General features: G+C 37.7%; 11 protein-coding genes. 5 read left to right on the top strand and 6 right to left on the bottom strand.

Annotated features, from left to right (window positions below; translation table 11 throughout):
- Positions 1-104 precede the first annotated feature (104 nt).
- The 4 genes from K322_RS0108410 to K322_RS0108425 form a co-directional block, all read right to left on the bottom strand.
- Entirely contained in the window at positions 105-1,199 is a 1,095-nt protein-coding gene (locus tag K322_RS0108410) for a glycoside hydrolase family 43 protein (RefSeq protein WP_035331754.1), read from the bottom strand.
- A gap of 10 nt (positions 1,200-1,209) precedes the next feature.
- Positions 1,210-4,569 carry a glycoside hydrolase family 31 protein gene (locus K322_RS18975; protein WP_084158543.1) on the bottom strand — a complete coding sequence of 1,120 codons (3,360 nt, stop codon included), beginning with the start codon at positions 4,567-4,569 and terminating at the stop codon, positions 1,210-1,212.
- 447 nt (positions 4,570-5,016) lie between these two features.
- The gene (locus K322_RS0108420) at positions 5,017-7,482 is read right to left on the bottom strand and encodes a glycoside hydrolase family 31 protein (protein ID WP_026626489.1); all 2,466 of its coding nucleotides are present in this window, start codon (positions 7,480-7,482) and stop codon (positions 5,017-5,019) included.
- Positions 7,483-7,570: 88 nt separating this feature from the next.
- Positions 7,571-10,126 carry a helix-turn-helix domain-containing protein gene (locus tag K322_RS0108425; protein ID WP_026626490.1) on the bottom strand — a complete coding sequence of 852 codons (2,556 nt, stop codon included), beginning with the start codon at positions 10,124-10,126 and terminating at the stop codon, positions 7,571-7,573.
- A 175-nt stretch (positions 10,127-10,301) separates the two neighbouring features.
- Between K322_RS0108425 and K322_RS0108430 the strand changes: the two genes are divergently transcribed.
- The 5 genes from K322_RS0108430 to K322_RS0108445 all read left to right on the top strand — a co-directional run bounded on the left by K322_RS0108430 (position 10,302) and on the right by K322_RS0108445 (position 13,723).
- Complete coding sequence (locus tag K322_RS0108430) at positions 10,302-10,484, top strand: HU family DNA-binding protein (RefSeq protein WP_026626491.1); 183 nt, start codon at positions 10,302-10,304, stop codon at positions 10,482-10,484.
- Positions 10,485-10,878: 394 nt separating this feature from the next.
- Positions 10,879-11,922 carry a histidine kinase gene (locus K322_RS0108435; RefSeq protein ID WP_035331735.1) on the top strand — a complete coding sequence of 348 codons (1,044 nt, stop codon included), beginning with the start codon at positions 10,879-10,881 and terminating at the stop codon, positions 11,920-11,922.
- A gap of 4 nt (positions 11,923-11,926) precedes the next feature.
- The gene (locus tag K322_RS20600; protein WP_084158544.1) at positions 11,927-12,604 is read left to right on the top strand and encodes a histidine kinase; all 678 of its coding nucleotides are present in this window, start codon (positions 11,927-11,929) and stop codon (positions 12,602-12,604) included.
- Complete coding sequence (locus K322_RS20605; RefSeq protein WP_084158545.1) at positions 12,597-13,013, top strand: LytS family sensor histidine kinase; 417 nt, start codon at positions 12,597-12,599, stop codon at positions 13,011-13,013. The genes K322_RS20600 and K322_RS20605 overlap by 8 nt, the downstream gene beginning before the upstream one ends.
- Positions 13,010-13,723 (top strand): LytR/AlgR family response regulator transcription factor, encoded by a 714-nt coding sequence (locus K322_RS0108445; protein WP_026626493.1) that lies wholly within the window; start codon positions 13,010-13,012, stop codon positions 13,721-13,723. Before K322_RS20605 ends, K322_RS0108445 begins: the two co-directional genes overlap by 4 nt.
- Before the next feature lie 93 nt (positions 13,724-13,816).
- Here K322_RS0108445 and K322_RS0108450 read toward each other — a convergent pair whose 3' ends face one another.
- Both K322_RS0108450 and K322_RS0108455 read right to left on the bottom strand, forming a co-directional pair.
- Positions 13,817-16,006: a glycoside hydrolase family 97 protein gene (locus tag K322_RS0108450; protein ID WP_035331738.1), complete on the bottom strand. Its 2,190-nt coding sequence runs from the start codon at positions 16,004-16,006 to the stop codon at positions 13,817-13,819.
- A 91-nt stretch (positions 16,007-16,097) separates the two neighbouring features.
- Complete coding sequence (locus K322_RS0108455; protein ID WP_026626495.1) at positions 16,098-18,125, bottom strand: glycosyl hydrolase family 95 catalytic domain-containing protein; 2,028 nt, start codon at positions 18,123-18,125, stop codon at positions 16,098-16,100.
- Between the last annotated feature and the right edge of the window lie 41 nt (positions 18,126-18,166).

Here is an 18,166-nt window from a genome sequence, read left to right on the forward strand (position 1 = left end):
TCAAAATAAAATCATAATCGAATATTTCTATAAAAAGCCCCTCTGGAATCAATCCAGAGGGGCTTTTTATAGAGAGTTGGAATTAATCTTCTTAGTAATTCGTATTAATTACCAACGGTAGGACCATTCACACTAAGGACACCATCCTTATCGATTGTTATTTTATCGATAAATACTACCCGTTGATTACCGCTGTCTCTTGTTCGGGCATGATACACACATAATTTTTGCTTATCAGGTAGTGTGAGTACCATATTATGACCTGTTCCTGTAACATTTCCTCTTTTTGAAGAGTTTTTTTGTAAAACAGGATTATTAGCAGCTTTCGCAAAAGGTCCCATCGGATGTTTTGAAGTAGCATAGCCAACCGCGTAATTCTGTCCTCCGAAATAATTTGCCGAATACATCATGTAATAAGTATCCTTGTTTTTAAAGAGAAACGAGCCTTCGGTCCATCTTCGGTTTACTTCCCGGCTGGTTACCGAACGACTTTCCCATTCGGCTTGTAAGTCGTTCATCTTCGATGGAGGCTGGAGCAGCAACTGAGGCTCTCCGATTATTGCAGAAAAGTCTGGCTTGACTTCTACTCCGTAAATCCAGCTTTCTTCTACATTGTCGAACCAGCCTTTTTCTTTAGCCCAGATTGATATTTCACTTTCAACAGGGTGTTTATAGCAGCATCTCGAATAATAGAGATATACTTTACCTGATTCGTCATCGAAATAAAGGTTAGCATCGATAACCGGATAACCCGGATCGAATACTGGATGATCGTACAGATCTCTGAAAGGCCCTGTTGGGCTGTCAGAGACAGCTACACCAATGCGGAAGTTCTCATCTTCATTGTTGGGGTTATGCTTCCAGTTGGCACTGTACCATAAGTAAAACTTGCCGTTGCGTTCGTATACCTCAGGAGCCCAGAAACAATCTGTTCCCCACGAGATTGCTTGTGTATTGTCGTAGATAATACCTTTATCGACCCAATGCAGCAGATCTTTTGATGCATATGTTTTAAATCCCTTTAACTTACCGGATGTTCCATACATATAGAATGTTGTATCCGAAGTATTGTATAATATAAATGGATCTCCAAATGAGATGGGTAAGGGATTGGATATCTGAACTTCGGTTTTATCTCCTGTTTTGCATGCAAACCCAAGACAAATAAAAAGGCTGTAAATCAATAGTTGTTTCATCATTTTTATTGATTTAAGGTTTTTCCGAAGAATCAATGTATTTACTTCTGATAGTCTCTTCCAATAAATCAACTTTGATTTCATACAATCCAAGTTTTTCTGCATCCACTGACCATTTGTTATCTCCCGGCAGATTCTCATAGATATATTCGAACTCGGGCAGTTTCTTTTTGGGTGTTTTAGAATGAAATGATATGGGGCCCCATTCGGGTTGACCTAGAAGTTTAAACATATTCCTGTCATTGCCAGACCCGTATTCTCCCAACACACCGGAAAAAACGAACAGGTTCGGATTATTCAAGTCTTTCTTTAAACGGATAGAGCGGCCTGAATCCCAACCAGATTTAGTTGCACCGCCTACGATAAACAAATCATCTCTGGCATTAAATATCTCACCGCTTAGCGTATTGGCTATCACATTGATCTTTATTTTGTAATAGTTGTCGGCTATACTTACGTGCCAGCCGGGAATATCTGTTCTGTCCGTAACGGAAATAAGAGAAGTGCCCGTAGCATTTTCTTCTTCTGATGCCGGAACGTAATACTTGGTATTTGGTTGTACTGTAGGTGTATTGATCATTTTGAATTCTCCCGGCTGAAGTTTTCCATGATAACCGAAGTACCCCGGTGATTGCACCGGATCTTCGGTTAATATTGCCACATTACCAGGAATTGCAGAACCTGTTATCCACAGATTAGAACCGTCCCAATCGTACCCCGGAACTAATTTTTTATAAGAATTACCTAAATCGGGATTCGGTACTTTCTTATCCTCGAGTATAAAATTTTTCCATGCTCTGATTTCGTCAACAGGTGCGTTGCCTATAGCAGACAGTTGATCGAAAGCTGTACCTAATTTTGTTTCGAAGTATTGCAATTCAGCTGTCATATTAAGCGGATTTTCACCGATCCGGTTTCTTGTTTCCACAAGTTTGGTGAAGAGTACGGGCATCTGACTGCCGATCTTTAACTTCAACGAATCATTACATTGTACCAACCGGGATAACTGACCCATCTTTCCGACAATCAGATTCTTAGATCCGGATTGGTTTGCATCATAATCAACAAGAACCTGTGTTTTAATTTTACAATTTTTCTGAGGAATATTAATGCAAACTGCCAGTTGTTTACTGTCATATGTCCAATATCCTTGCTTGGGGAGTTTCGAATAATTATATACTTTTCCGTCAACAATAATTCGCTTTGGAGGAAGTATCGATAGTAGTTTCAGTTCGTAACTTCTTTTCACAGGCATGTTATCAAAAGCTCCTTCACGGGCGTGTATTGTATAAACTCCCTCAAGGACATTTGTTTGCTGCGTAATTTTAGTTGTAGTATATTTTTCGTACTTGTATTTTTCGTTATCGCCTTCGTCTTCATAAAAGGAGAATGAACCGGATTCACCCGGAATAAACTGAATGACGAGAGTATCGGGTCTTTGTTTCAGGTGTTTGATGTTATCGGGATACATCGGTATGACAGATCCTTCTTTATAATAAAAAGGAATCTCATTTTGCGCAAAGCTCCTTAAATACTTTCTGTTCCCGTCTAGAATATTTCCCGTTTCGGCTTCCATCCATCGGCCCTCAGGCAGCCAGAAGTATTTATCGGATGTTCCTATAGCATCTTCGGATGCAGTAACTATAGGGGATACCAGAATTTCATCGCCAAACATATAAGATGTTTCTTGCTTATATGCTTCGTTTTCTTGTGGCGAATCATAATAAAGAGGTCGGCAGATAGACTCTCCCGTATCGTATGCTTTGCGTGCATATGTATATATATAAGGTATCAGCGCATATCTGAGTTTCAAAGCATCTCTCATAGAACTGAAATTAGGATATTTCCAGATTCGTCTTTCAATATGCGGGGCATTGGTTGCATGAGATCTAGTTACCGGAGAAAAGACTCCGAACTGTATCCAGCGCAGATATAACTCAGGATCGTTAGGTCCCGATTGGTTGTGTCCACCCAAATCGTGACTCCAATATCCATAGGCAACATTGGAAGCCGTAGAATTGAAATACACCTGAAATGCCAGAGTCGGGAATGTAGCCCATGTGTCACCCGAAAATCCGATAGGGTAGCGGTGGTTGCCCAGTCCTCCCCATCGATGAAATATCATAGGACGGCGTTCGGGGCGATTGATACGCATGTCGTTGTAATAAACATGATTGAGCCAGAATGTATTTCCAAGATCAGCCATTTCAGGCGCAATCAGCCACTGCTGCCAGTCGAGCCACCAGAAGTCAGCTCCGATATTTTCGTGAGGACGCAATATATCCTGGAAGAAGTATTTATAGAATTTCTGATTTTCGATATTCCATTTGATGGTTTTATCGTTAGGAAGTCCCAGATCGTTAGCTAATGTTTTGAAATTATCTTCGTCCGGAGCTATACCGTCTGCAGGATGCAGGTTCATCGTAACCTTGAGGTTCTTGCTGTGTAACCATCCGAGAAACTCTTTCGGATCAGGAAACAGACTTTTGTTCCATGTCCACCCTGTCCATCCTCCGCGGCCTGCGTCTCTTTTATCTCCGGCATAATGCCAATCCATATCCACTACCATCACGTCAATGGGTATGTCGTTCTGTTGTATTTCATTTACTATATCTTTAAAATCCTGTTCAGTATATCTGTCATATTTCGAGTACCAATATCCGAGAGAATAAAGAGGCGGCATAGGTATTTTCCCTCCTACTTTTGTAAAGTCAAGTAATGCTTTCTTATAATCGTTACCGTAAGCCATAAAATACCAGTCGATGGAGTTTCCGGGTTTGCGTTGTGCAACCCATTCAAAATCACCTCCCTGATTTTCAAGTAGGAGGCTTTTACTAGTATCACCATTCGGCTTGGATTCGTCTATCAATGCCCAACCTGATCGGGATAAGAGACCGTCTTCCATTACACTCCTCATATTATCGCCTTTAGAATGATCCAGAGTTCGGGATGTTCCTTTCAGATTAAGAGGATCTTTCTTTCCGGGGAACCAGTAGGTTGGTATGCCGTTGATATTGAAAGATACTTTTAGATTTTCGGAGCTTGCAGGATTGGTCTGTGGGTTAGTTCCTGTTTTGTATCTCAACTCCAGCTTTGCAGTCTTAATATACAGATAACCGTCTTTAGTTTCGCTGGTATAGGCAGGTACTGGTAAGTTTCTGTTTATGACAATGAAAGAGGCTCTGTCTTCGAATTGTTTAGAGTCACTCCATTCCATTCTTACCATTTCGGGCGTTAGAACTGTAAATCTCATATTCCCCGAGATAACAATTGCCCGAGGATCGGCGATAGGATTGTCTTTGCTGTGAACCTGAATAGATAAGACCAGAAGAAGAAACAAAAATGTTGTAGCTCTTTTTAAGATTGAGATCATATTTGTTGATTTTTAGTCTGATGATTTGAAAATATTTTCATAGTTTATTTTGATTAAGTAACAGAAGGTATTGAATGACATATTTCAATGCTATAATTTATGTTTTTATAGTCCATAAAAAGGTCTCAGATCTTGAGGTTGTAATTATTCCTTGTATTTATATCTATACATGTTTGATAGCAAAAAATACTTAAATCAAAAATAGTCTTATTGCTCCAGATACAGAGGTATAGTTTTTGTCAATTTCATGTAATTTTTAGCCAATAGCCAATAAAAGTGGAGTGTTTTGTAGTAGTTCTCAGGTAGTTTCTGAAATGATTTGTTTATAGAATATTAGATAGGTGAGTTGTGAAAAGGATGTGAAGTTATTCAGCAATAGTGTACAAATGGACATTCAGATGCTTAATAGAAAAAATGCTCTCCGAAGCCACGAAGAGCATTTTATTTTTAGAATTTTATTTTTTGAATTTTACCATTATATGAAATGGTTTTATGCGAAAACTGGCTTTTTCTGTTGTTTTCGAATACAATTAATCTGAATTGGCGAGACTTGAGCATGCCGGGGAAATCCCCTTCTCTGTTGCTTATAGTCAGAGTTTTTGAAGCATCATTCCAGTCGAATTTTATCGTGGAATAAATGCCTTTTTCATAATTATAGTTGTCATTTTCATCTTCATATAATGTAAAGCTTCCATTGGATCCCGGGTAGATACGTATTTCAATATCTTCCCATTTCTTTTCGGTTGCATATTGTACAGCCGGTCCGATGGGAAGTATAGATCCTGCCCGGATATATAAAGGTATTATATCGATAGAGGTTTCTTTGGTGATTTCTTGTCCTCCACTGAATCTTTCATTTGTCCAGAAATCATACCAGATTGATCCTTCGGGCAAATATAATGTCTTAGATTTTTTCGAGGTAAAATCGACAACAGTAGACTTTTCCTGAGCAATAGTCTGGTCTCTGTCCCATCCGTCTGTTTCGTTTACCTTCACAACTGTCTCGGGAGTATATTGAGCTTTTATAACGGGAGCCACTAGAATTGATTTGCCAAACATATACTGGTCATTCATATCCCAGACTTTCTTATCATTAGCGAAATCCATAACTAATGCACGCATAAAGCTAGATTGATTTTTGGTTACATCCCATGATGTGGAATAAATATACGGCAGCAGCGAATAACGAAGATGAATAGCCTTTTCGATAGCGTCATAAACAGGCTCACCTTTTTTTCCGAAATAATATATCTCTCGTTTGAGATCTGTACCGTGAGAACGCATCATCGGAGTGAAAGCCCCTTGCTGTATCCAACGGATATACAATTCCTGAAACATCTGGTTTTGGGCAGCAGTACCATCATTCCATTTTTTATTGTAAGATCCTGCGAAAAATCCTCCGATATCAGCATTGAAGTTGGGATTTCCGGTAAGAGTAAAATTTAATCCTGCGGGAATCTGATTTCTAAATGATTCCCAGGATGATCCTATGTCTCCCGACCATACATTGGCTCCGTAGCGTTGTTGTCCGGCAAAGCCCGACCGGGTCAGGATAAATACGCGCTTGTCTGAAGACTTTGCCCGCTGATGGTCATACACACCACCTACAGTCAACAGAGGATAAGCATTGCGTACCTTACGAAATGAGCCCAAATAAGTTTTTGTATCAAAGTCTTCAGATTTGAAGTCGAGATGATCGGGTTCTGTTGAATCCATCCACCAACCATCTATTTTCATGTCATGCAGGTGGTTCAGATATTTCCAGTATATATTACGGGCAGTAGGACTGTAAGCATCGTATACTCTTACTCCCGAAGGGTAATCCATATTGGGAGGCCAGCTTTCGAGCCCAGACTGAGGCCATGTAGAGAAATTAAATAACAATCCTTTTTCGTTGAGTTCTTTGTATTGCTTTGTCTGGGGACCGAATGAAGACCATATAGATATGATCATATGAGCGTTTTTTGCATGTACTTCGTCTATCATTTGCTGAGGATTCTGAAATTCAGGATTTAAGAAATCCATGGCATTCCATAAATAGTTATTTCCCCAATACTGCCAATCCTGAATAATACCATCGAGAGGTACTCCGAGTTCACGATATTTATTAACAACCTCTAAAAGTTCGTGCTGGCTTTTGTAACGCTCGCGGCTTTGCCAGAATCCATAAGTCCATAAAGGAAACATCGGAACCTGCCCTGTCAGGGTACGCATTTGTGCTATAACTCCGTCGGCATTTCCGCCGTACATAAAGTAGTAGTCGATACAGTCTCCGACTTCCGACTGGAAAGATGTTCCATCGGGGTTATCTTCGAATTTTGTCGGAGAATAGTTGTCCCAAAACAGCCCGTATCCTTTTACCGATTGGATAAATGTTACCACATCTTCCACATTGCCTTGTACAAGCTGTTTGGTTTGATTACGCTGCGACATTTTTCCATTCTGAAGAATTCCCAGTCCATAAACAGCTTCTTCTTTCTCTAATGCGAAAGATTGTTTTACAGAGAATGTTTTGGTTCCTGCATCATTGAAATCAATAAAATCAGGAGTCTTGTTCTCTTGTAATAAAGGTTTTGCTTTGATATCAGAGAAAGATATCTTTCCGGTTTTTAAGTTTAATAAAACTTCTATCCGTTTGCTTTTAAGTACCAGATCGTCATTTTTCTTATTCACGGTAAATGCTATAGTCTGAGGTTTTTCAATTACCGAAAGGCTCTCTTTGTTGTATTGCCAACCTTCAGGGGATTTTATGACCCTTATGGTTGATGGATTGTAAAACCGGAGTTCAATATCAATCTTGTTGATCGTTGTTTTAACTCCGTTCGCTGTTTTTTCATAGCTTTGTTGTGCTGTAATGATCAGATTGATACATAATAACAGCACTAAAAATGAAAGTCTTTTGATTCTTTTCATGGTTGCGTTTTTGGATAATAAATTGTTGAGACAAAATTATCGTAAGTGTAAAAGTCTGTAACAACAACCATGTTGAAACAAATGGTAATTATGTTGTTTTTCTTGTTTTTTCCGCATATTCAGTGGGGCGGCAGCCGTACATTTCCTGAAAACATTTACTTAGATAGCTGCCACTGCTGAATCCTACTTTATCGGCTATTTCGGCTATACTGAGCTCTTCTTCCAAAATGAGTTGGGCTGCCTTTTGAAGACGGATATTCCGGATAAAAAGAGACGGCGATTTGTCTAATAATGCAATAAGTTTGCGATACAGACCTGTTCTGTCCATACATAAGTCACGGCTGAGTGTTTCGACGGAGTAGTTTGGTTCATCAAGGTTTTTCTCAACAAGTTCTATTGCCCGGGACAGAAATTTATTATCTGCTGTACTTGGGTTCTTATTACTCTCGGGAAGTATTTCTTCTGATGTATTTTTTGTGTCGTTTGATTCTTTTTCCGCTTCAAGGATGTTGCATTGCTCTATCAGGTTTCGAATTCTGAGAAGGAGCATATCTTCTTTGTGTTGACGTTCGATTCTTTTTCGGCTGATCCGGATATACAGGTAGATGAACGAGAAAGTACCAATGACGAACAATGCCGCATATAGAGTGTAAGCGATGCCGGTTTTCCACCATGGAGCATGTATTGTTATTTTTAATTGCGTAACATCTCCTTTCCATTGATGATTATTTGAGGAAGCCATTACTTTGAGGGTATATTTTCCGTGGGGAAGATTGGTATATGAAATTCGTAAAATCCCATCAGAATCCTTATTATAGGCATCTTTAACGATCTCGCGCCAATCGGAATCGACTCCTTCCAACTGATAACGGTAATAGGTCTGGGATGGATTTTGATAATTTATTCCGGAAAATTCGAATGTAAGGAAGTTTTGATTATAAGAAAGATCTATTTCTTTAGTATAAGGCGGTGTTGAAGATAAAATAACATGGTGGCTGTAGGATTTTCCGGCTTCTATTTTTTCGCCATGCAAAAAGAAGTTCGTGAATACCGGACGAAAAGGCAGTTCAGCGTAGGAGATTTGCCGGGGATTTAGAATATTGAATCCGTTGATCCCTCCGAAATAGAGTAATCCGTCTGAACTTTCCATGACTGCTCCGTCGGTGTATTCGCCGTCTAAAGTTCCGTCAAACGAGTTGAATTTCAGAAAATGGATCTTTCCGTTCGACATATTTATTTCGGCTTTTGATATGCCGTAACTGGTCGTTATCCATACAGAATGACTTCGGTCTTCGAGTATACCATGGATAAAATTATTAGAGAGACCGTTTTCTGTATAGAAAATCTCTTCTTTTTTTCCGGGTCTGTCCAGCTTCAATCCATCTGCTGTTCCTTCCCATTTCCAACCCCGGCTGTCGTAGAGGAATGTATTATCGGCAGATCTGTTGAGCTTGTTCAAAATGTCTTCCGGTAGTATATTCTGTGAAATATTGAGCAGTCTTTTGTCACTTTCCGAAGTAGAATATTTATAGATGCCAAAATTACTTTTGATGTATATATTTCCGGCTTTATCTTCCGCAAACGAATATACGATAAGGTTTTTTATTTGCTGTTTGTCAGAAAAATACGCAGCTCCTATATAAGAGAACTTGTATCTCGATGGATGATAATACAATAATCCCTGATTGATTGTACCTAACCAAAAACCTCCTTGCCTGTCATAAAAAAGAGTACTTATTTCGGTCTCGATTATTTTACCGTCCACCATTTTTAATGTAGGTCGGTATTCTTTTTTATGATTCAGCAAATCTATTACCCAAAAGCCGGATGGACAACTGATATATGCTATATTTTCTTTGATAACTAATGTATTAAGGGTGTAATCTGTTTCGAGGAGTTTAGTCCATGCTTGTGTCTTGGTATTAAAAAAGAAGAAACCGCCTTTAGATCCGTTTTTGAGTTGATAGAAGCCGTTGGCTTCATTTACAACTAAAGATGTATTTCGGAAAAAAGAACTTTCTTTGTCTGAATAGGCGGTTTTACTGAATATCTTATTCTTTGTTTTCAGGTTATAGCATACAATCTCTCCCGAATCGTAAAATAAGTATAGATGATTCTTGTCTGCATCCAAATCCTGTAATTGTACCGAATGCTTGTTTATATTTATTTCGTAATCCGATCCGTCTATACTCAGAATACCCGAGTGTAGCAGCCACAGACGTTGCTCAGAGTCTATAAATATATCTTCGACAGGGTATTTGATACCTCTATTGGTGAAAAATTTGTTGAGATCCGGGATGTATTGTTCCCGAACAAGATCGACACACATCAATTTGTGGGTATCTTTTATCCAGAGCAGTGAATCTTTACTTTGATAAATCCTGTAAAATCCGTTGTATTCTCTTAGTGGGTAAATGTGCCGAGATGTGCGGTGAATATATTTAAAATATGCTCCGTCGTATAAGTTAAGGTTTCCACTTGTGGTGAAAACCATTCTCCCATCGGGAAGTTGAAGAATATAACGTATCTGATTGTCGCTTAACCCATGAGAGACTTCAATCGGGGTATATACAAAATCACCAGCCCAACAGGTAAGAATTGCCAGAAGAGACAAAAGGGTTATTCTTACTCGTCGGTTCATCATTCAGATATAAAGGTTTATGGTATTTAAACAGTTACTTAAAATATGGAGAAATCAAATATAAGCATTTTATTAGAAAACCGCCTTTTCGTCTCATAAAAAGCCTGCTTGGTCTCATTTTTTACAGCACTGATGGTTAAGAGTTTACTTTTGAAACAATTAAAAAAATAACTATCTAATGAATAAACGTGAATTATTAGCAGAAATATCAACTATGTCTGAGGTGGATACAGTCGATTGCGAAAAAGTGATAGATGCTCTGGAAAAAGTTTTGCAACGCGAGTTCAGCTCATCCGGATTATCGAGAGCCTTTGAGAAGTTTTGTAGCCTTATTAAAATGTTTAAAATTAAAATGATATGAAATTAGGTTCTTCAATCTATTTATTGATTTGGCAACTTGATTCTCAGTAAACAGTAAATAATAGGGCAGGCTACAATTCTTATCTAGGATCAAATTGGCTTTTCTCTTTTTTATCTATAAGGAAACAGAGGGTCAATACGAATATAAAGAAAAAAGTAACTTCTCAAAAAAGCAAAACGAATGTAACTTTTGTTACCTTTTTCATAAAATTCTCAGAAACACAGGTGATAAATGAAAGTAAGAGTACAGATTGGTGTAAGTTTATCGATATAACGGTCTGTTTGCCTTTTAACTACTAATTTGCATTATATATTTATCTTTACGCACACAGCGGTGACAGCGATTACTCTTACTTCTGCAAGATATTTTATTATCACAGAAGAATTTACTTAGCATGGGAAAACAATCTTTTATATATAGATTTTTATTAGACCGTCATTTTAGGATATGGAGGTATATTGTCTTATGTCTCTTTTTCGTTATTGTATCGATTAATGAGGCTTTAGTGGGATATATGGAGCTTATCCCCCATATAGGAGATAATATATATTGGGCTATAGGCGTGACAGTGTTAGTTTATATAATAAGTATACTCTTTTTTAGAAAATTAGTTATAAGCCATTTATTAAAAGGAAAATATCTCTTGTTTGCTGTTAGTGTTGTCCTGTGTGCCTTTTTATACACTTTTGTATCGAATGTCGTGTATGATCGGTATATGGAAGATTATGATTTTTTTTCGAAGGCTATGTTGATTGATAACTTATCGGCTATATCGTTGTATATATTATGCATATTAGGAGTTATTATTCCTGTCTTTCTCCGAAATTGGGGCCTATCTAATGAGTACCTTAGTAAATTGAAGATAAAACAAGCATCATCGCGGGTAGAGCAGTTTAAAGAGCAGATTAATCCCCCTTCTTTTTTCAAAATATTGAACGAAAGCAAAAAAACTGTTATGACTGATCCAGATAAGGCTTCGGTTATCCTGATAAAATTGTCTCAATTACTCCGGTATCAGTTATACGATTGTAACAGGCTATTGGTTCTCCTAACAGCAGAGGTGTCTTTTTTACGAAATTTTCTCGAATTGGAAAGGCTGTTTTCTTCCCGATTCAATTATAAGATAGAGACAGAAGGTAATATCAATGGAATTTTTGTTTTACCATCAATAATTTTGCCTTATGTACAAAGTGTAGTTAATAGCCTTGATCGGGATAAGGAATATCTGGATATTGGGATTCAATTCTTAAATCGGGATGAAATAGTATCTATTATTGTCAAGACATCCGATATCAGCAATAATATTCTGTTGCAGAAAGAATTATTGAAAGTCAAAGAGCGGCTTGCTGCTTTGTACCGAAGCCGGTATATATTAACAATCGAAAAAGATATAATTCCCCAAACTACAGAGCTAATCTTACAATTAAAGAAGGATTAAATACATGAAGGTAAGTAGTTATAATAATATTATTGTCAATTTGTTGGTATCCCCCCGATATAGGATATTACGTCATTTAGTATTGTTTTTTTTCATTCTTGCTCTTTCGGTAGGATTTGTTTATGGTATGGAAGAACGAGGTTGGAGTGCGGGATTTTTTGAGCAATTAATTTATTTCTCTAGCTTTGGAATTCTATTCTGGCTTGCAAGCTGTCTCAATATATATGTATTGACCCCAAGATTATTGTTGAAAAATAAATGGTGGCTGTTTTTTCTATCACTTGCGGTGCTTGTCTTATTCGTAATTACAATTATATTTATCATACAAATTACGAATATTGAATGGGAGGAAGATCCTTTGGATACGACTCATGCAACTCCTTATGAGTATTTCAAAGCGGTAATAAATCTTTCGTCAGCTTTTCTGTCTTTTCTCCTTCTGTTTGCGGGTACATCCTCATTTGTTCTTTTCAAGTATTGGATATTGGATATGCAGCAGTCCGAAGAATTGGAGTCGGAAACTTTACAAATGGAATTGAAATTATTAGAGAATCAAATCAATCCGCATTTTTTGTTCAATATGCTCAACAATGCCAATATTATGATAAAAAAGGATCCGCATACCGCTTTACATATTATTGAGAAGCTTGAGGAAGGAGATGCTAAACTATCTTATGAATGATAGTTTGAAAGAAAAAGTGTATTTACATGAGGAAGTCCTATTTTTGAGCGATTTTCTGGAACTTGAAAAAACACGAAGAGATTATTTTGATTATACCGTTTCTATTGATGGGGATATGAATGATAAGCAGATATCACCATTATTATTTATTGCTTTTGTTGAAAATGCTGTAAAGCATAATCAGGACAGTCAGACAGCATCATATGTTAATATTTCGTTTAAAGTATCGAAAGAATGTCTGATATTTATCTGTAAAAATTCAATACCAGCTAATCTTCCCAATAAACAGCAAGCGGGAGGAATAGGATTGGTTAATATAAAACGACGATTAGACTTGTTATATAAAAGCAATTACCATTTAGAACAGACTAAAACAGATGTAAGTTACACCGTAAAGTTGAAGTTATGAAATGTATTATAGTTGACGATGAGCCTATTGCTCGAGAAGGTATAAGGTTACTGATTAGTGAAATACCTCAATTGGCATTACTGAAAGGATTTAATAATGCGGGAGATGCGTCTTTGTTTATAAGTGAAACATCGGTAGACTTGATTTTTCTCGATATTAATATGCCCGGAGTTAATGGGATCGAATTTGCCCGTAGTGTACCTAAGCAAACACTGATTATATTTACTACTGCATATTCAGAGTATGCTCTGGACAGCTATGAAGTGGATGCGATAGATTATCTGGTAAAGCCGATTGATCCCGTAAAATTTCGGAAAGCAGTAAATAAAGCCATAGTATATCATTCGCTTTTGATTGATGAAGAGAAGAAGAGAATAGAAAGTGCTGATAGTGATTTTATCTTCGTGAAATCTGACCGGAAATATTTTAAGGTAAATTTTGAGGATATTCTCTTTATCGAAGGCTTAAAAGACTATATTATCATCCAGATCGAAGATCAGAGGATTATTACACGAATGAGTCTGAAAGCGATTCAGGAATTATTGCCTGAGACTCTGTTTTTCCGGATAAATAAGTCTTATATTGTCAATAAGAAGCATATCGAATCATTTGATAATAATGATGTTTTTATAGGCAAATATGAAATTGCCATAGGTAATACTTTTAGAGACGATTTTTTCAAAGCATTTACTAATAATAAGTTGATTTGATAGAAGAGGGGTTTAATATAGCAGAAAATGCTGCAATCGTATAGATTACAGCATTTCCCAATTTGCATATGAGAGAGTTTTCTCTCTGAAGGGTTAAAGTTTTTTCAATCCTTTGGTCTGGCTTTTGTCAGTTACCGGAACAAGGCTTATGGCATATCCTCCACCGGGAACAGATAATTGAGTCAGTTTCGATTTATTTGTTACGATTACCTTACGGATAGTGTAAGCTTGAGGATTTGTCTTATAATCCGCATTTTTTGCATCGGCATAGATAGTCGCAATGTATTCTTTATCAGAATCAAGGAAGTCAAAACCTATTTTAGAAGTGAAGGTATTATACCCCGCTGTGTTTCCAACAAACCATTTGTCCGTTCCTTTAGCTTTACGGGCTACAGTAACATATTCGGCAGGCTCAGCTTCGAGATATATGCTGTTGTCCCAATCCAAGGCTACATCTTTGATAAACTGGAATGCATCCGGAAAGCGATTGTAATTTTCAGGAAGATCAGCTGCCATTTGAAGCGGGCTGCTCATAGTTACATAAAGAGCCAGTTGGTTGGCAATAGTAGAGTTACAGTGAGAATGGTTGTTCGGATTGATTTTCTCGATATCCATTTCGAATATACCTGGAGTATAATCCATCGGGCCTCCGATCAGACGGGTGAAAGGCAGCACGCACACATGATTTGGTTTACTTCCACCGAATGCCTGATACTCAGTTCCCCGAGCAGATTCGTTCCCGATCAGATTCGGATATGTACGACAAATTCCGGTAGGGCGAACAGCTTCGTGGGCATTGACCATTATCTTATATTCGGCAGCTTTTTCTATTGCAAACTGATAGTGATTATTGATCCATTGACTGTAATGGTTCTCGCCCCGGGGAATGATATTACCAACGTATCCGCTTTTTACAGCCGGATAGTCGTATTTATTCATCAGTTGATATGCTTTGTCCATATAGCGTTCGTAGTTACGTACCGAGGCTGATGTTTCATGGTGCATGATCATTTTTACGCCTTTGCTTTTGGCATATCGGTGTATTTCTTCGATATCGAAATCAGGGTATGGTGTTTGGTAGTCAAAAACAAAGTCTTTCGAATGTCCGAACCAATCTTCCCATCCTGTATTCCATCCTTCTACCAATACTCCGTCAAAGCCATTCAAGGCTGCAAAGTCTATGTATTTCTTCACGTTTTCGGTGGTTGCTCCGTGTCGGCCATGAGGTTTTACTTTGCTATAGTCGGTAACACCCAGCTGAACACTTTTCAGGTCATTTGTATATGACCAGTCACTTTTACCGGTGATCATTTCCCACCATACACCCACATACTTCATTGGCTTGATCCATGAAGTATCGTCTATTTTACAAGGATCATTCAGGTTGAGAGTGATATTTGATGCTAATATTTCGCAGGCATCATCACTTACGATAACTGTACGCCATGGTGTTGTAGAAGGAGTTTGTAAGTGTCCTTTGGTTCCGTTTGCATCAGGGGTAATCCACGATTGGAAAATGAGGGTTTTGTCATCCAGATCGAGATGCATACAACCGTAGTTGATAAGTGCGGCCTCATGTAAATTGATATAAATACCATCAGCAGTTTTCATTTGTAAGGAAGTCTGAACACCTGTTTCGGAGAATCCTGTTTGAGACAGGTTGCTTGATCTGCCTTGCTGATTGATACTTCTTATTTCCGAAAGTTTCGATACATGGTAGTCGTACTCCTGAGTATCATAGTCACCAGGAATCCAATAAGCGGTATGATCTCCTGTCATGGCAAACTGGGTAAGCTCTTCTTTTATCACAAAGTAAACAAGATTGTCCTGTTGCGGAAATTCATAACGAAATCCCAGACCATCGTCAAACAAACGGAAGCGGATAACCATATTACGGTCTGTTGATTTCTGGTTCAGGGTTACAGCCATTTCATTATAATGGTTCCGTATATCCTTTGTTTCACCCCATACCGGTTGCCATGTTTCGTCAAAAGATGAATTTTTCACATCGCTAATGTTAAAACCATCGTACAAAGAAGTCTTAGGATCTTTATTCTTCTTTATCTTTGCACCAAATTCAGCACTTTCATTGCCTGTCAGTTCTAAACCCAGCTTACTAGGGTTGATAACACTTTTTCCTTTATATTTCAAGGAATAAATGGGTGATCCCTCCTTATTGAGCGAAAAGTTGAGCTCGAAGTTCCCATTTGGCGATTTTAATTCTTGTGCGTTTATTATTGTCATAACAAATAAATAACACAATGCCAGAGTTAATTTTTTCATTTTTTTTATTTTCCTATTAGAGTTTATACTTAATAAGTGTAGTATATTATTTGATAATAGATATTATGTTTTTTATGAGTTTATTGATCTCTTAGTATTTGTAATTTGTCACAGTGTAAGTTTTTCTGTCTTTTCCTACACCCTTTATTGATAATTTTTTCCAGTGTTTAGGTAATACTGATTTTTTCTGTATTATACCAGATGGGGTAACTTCTAATCCGCCAAAACCATTAATAACTGCTTGTAGTAGCCCTCCCGCACAAGTTGCAAAATATGGGTTTTGGCTTGTTGCGGTTTCTGCAAGCACATTAAATGGTGGTCGTACATTTGGTTGATAACACCGATAAAACATTTCGGTAGCTTTATCAATATCACCTAAATGCGCATATTGAACACAAAAGATAGAATAAGTCATCGCAGGTCCATGCACATTGTCTACTTTATGTTCGTAATATTCCAAGTCTTTTCTTAATCTTATAGTATCTGTAATAATATTTAAAGGATAACCCAGTAGGTTAGCATCAGCTTGTTTTATTATCTGCCCATCATAATCGATATACTCTTTGGTAACTCCATTTTCAAATGTGTGTATGGATATGTTTTTGCTTATATCAACCCATTCTTCAGGAGCTTCTTCTCCACAAATTTTGGCGGCTTGAGCCGCAAAGTCCAGAGCCTTTATTGCCGCACCATTGGTAAAAGCATTGTCTGTTTTACCCTCTGCATATTCGTCGGCTCCTACTACATTCTTTATAGAATAAGTTCCATCTGTATTTTTCTCGACACGGCTAACCCAAAAATCAGCCGCTTTCTTCATTAGCGGATAGCCTTTTTCTTTCAGCCATTTCAGATCTTTATTCATACAATAGTAATTCCAGCATGCAATGGCAATATCTGCCGTAATATGGTGTTCAAACTGTCCGGTAGTAGAATATATAGGTGTTGATTCTTCTCCAAAATCATCCGATTCCCAAGGAAACATAGCTCCTTTATACCCATAAGCATCTGCTTTTCGTTCTGCAGCAGCAAGTCTGTTTATCCGATAATTGATCATTGATTCGGCTATTCCCTGATTCAGAAATAACATTGGAGGGAACATCCATATTTCTGAATCCCAGAATATATGGCCATTATATCCCTGCGAAGATAATCCCATGGGGGATATACTAAGGTCAGATCCGGCACGGCAGTATGCATACAAATTGAATAATGCAAAACGGACAGTCTTCTGAGCCTCATCGTCTCCCTCTATTATTATATCTCCCTGCCATAAATCGGCCCAATGACGTTTGTGTGCTTCCATTATGGAGGGAATACCTTCATGCATGATATAAATAACCTGCCGCTCGGATTCGCTAGATGGGTCTACGAAATCGCGGGTCGAACAAATAGATCCCGCAAGAGAAAAAGAGATTTTTTCTCCTTTCTTCATATTTCCCGAAATGCTTGTTTGTTTTTTTTCTTTATTATCCAATTGAAATCTATCGGTAGGATAGATGAAAACAGAAGATGCAGCAACTTTTTGCATGTGCTTTTCGGATGATGCATTGACTTGCAGTATACTGACCTGTTTTCCTCCGGCATTTAATGATTTAAATACATGGTTTGCACCGACATATTCCTTTGGTATATCCATTTCATTTTCGATATTTAGAGAAATGTTGTCCAATGCGTTTACTGTAATATTTATTAAGCCCGAAAACGGAAGGTTTCTTAGGGCCGAGATAGTATATTCGATCTCAGCTGTTTTTCCTACTTTGAATGACGTGGTGTGGGTGGCTTCTTTCATGTTTATACTTTGTTTCCATCCACTAATGTTGGACTCTGTCACCTGTTCTCCATTTATACTCATCTTTAATATGAATGGATTTATACCTTTTAATACTCGAGTCACTCCATATTCGTCACTTATGTCAAATACATGATTCAATATTACATGGCGAATCGAAAAAGGTTCTTTCCATGGCAATATCCCGATTGTACCATTGGCTGTAGGTGCACCTGTATAATTCTGAGTATTCTTAGCTTCTATAATCCATCCTTGTTGTGATTCTTGAGCGGATAAATATTGAAGAGAATTTATACACAAAAAAATTATAATAAGTAGTTTATATTTCATATAATCAGTGTAATATTAGAATAGTTCTTTGAACAAGAGTT

Origin of the sequence: Indolivaga capnocytophagoides DSM 22835, from assembly GCF_000426485.1 — a bacterium.
Lineage (GTDB): Bacteria > Bacteroidota > Bacteroidia > Bacteroidales > Dysgonomonadaceae > Dysgonomonas_A > Dysgonomonas_A capnocytophagoides.